This window comes from Psychrobacter sp. AOP3-A1-26 (genome assembly GCF_052378235.1).
Lineage (GTDB): Bacteria > Pseudomonadota > Gammaproteobacteria > Pseudomonadales > Moraxellaceae > Psychrobacter.
This window is the reverse complement of record NZ_JBQSXN010000191.1, coordinates 1-901: the sequence shown is the minus strand read 5'-3', so window position 1 is coordinate 901 and position 901 is coordinate 1. Positions and strand designations below refer to the sequence as shown.

General features: G+C 43.8%; 1 protein-coding gene. It reads left to right on the top strand.

Annotated elements, in window-relative coordinates:
- Positions 1-32 precede the first annotated feature (32 nt).
- Positions 33-824 carry an aspartate dehydrogenase gene (locus ACT3TU_RS14245; RefSeq protein ID WP_444784534.1) on the top strand — a complete coding sequence of 264 codons (792 nt, stop codon included), beginning with the start codon at positions 33-35 and terminating at the stop codon, positions 822-824.
- The last annotated feature ends 77 nt before the right edge of the window (positions 825-901 follow it).

Sequence of the window (901 nt, the reverse complement as noted above, 5' to 3'; positions counted from 1 at the left end):
AGAAATATAAAAAACAATAAACAGGAGTAAGTATGAAAAGTGTGATGTTCATAGGCTATGGCTCGATGGCGAGGAAAGTCCATGAGATGCTGCCTGACAATATTGTCCTCTCGACAGTATTATCGAGCACCAGAAGCGCCGAGAGTTTAAAGGCTGAAATAGGTGAGTTTATAGAGGTGATTACTTCGGTAGACGATTTGGTAAAAACGCCTGATTTAGCGATTGAGATGTCGGGTCAGAGCGGACTCAAAGAACATGCTATTAAAATCTTGGAACAGGGCATACCACTTGGAATTGTCTCTGTTGGTGCCTTTACTGATGAGACGTTTGCGGTATCGCTCGCTGATGCAGCAGAAAAGCATGGTGTGAAAATCCATATCTTAGCGGGGGCAGTTGCTGGGATTGATGGAATAAATGCTGCGAGTATGGCAGGTCTGAGTGAAGTGATTTATCAAGGTAGAAAGCATCCATCAAGTTGGAAGGGTAGTCACGCTGATCAGCTTATTGACTACGATAATTTAGCGGAGCCTACCGTATTCTTTACGGGTACCGCTAGAGAAGCTGCCGCTTTATTCCCTGCCAACTCAAACGTTGCCGCTACTATTGCGCTGGCAGGCGTTGGCCTCGATGATACAATCGTAGAGTTAATCGCTGATCCAACGCTTGAGCACAACATTCATCATATAACTGCTGAAGGCGTATTCGGTAAGCTTGAGATTAGTATGACGGGATTACCATTGGCCGAAAATCCTAAAACGTCAAGTTTAGCAGCCTTTAGTGCTTTGCGTCTGTGCTGTCAGATTGATCAGGTTATACAAATATAACGCATGATTAAAATGAAAAAAGCTATGGGAACAGCTATCCCTGTACATTGTTTATAGGGGCTGTATAGAATTGGGAG

Coding starts and splice junctions, on each gene's coding strand:
- ACT3TU_RS14245 (WP_444784534.1), top strand. CDS start 33: ATGAAAAGTGTGATGTTCATAGGCTATGGCTCGATGGCGAGGAAAGTC.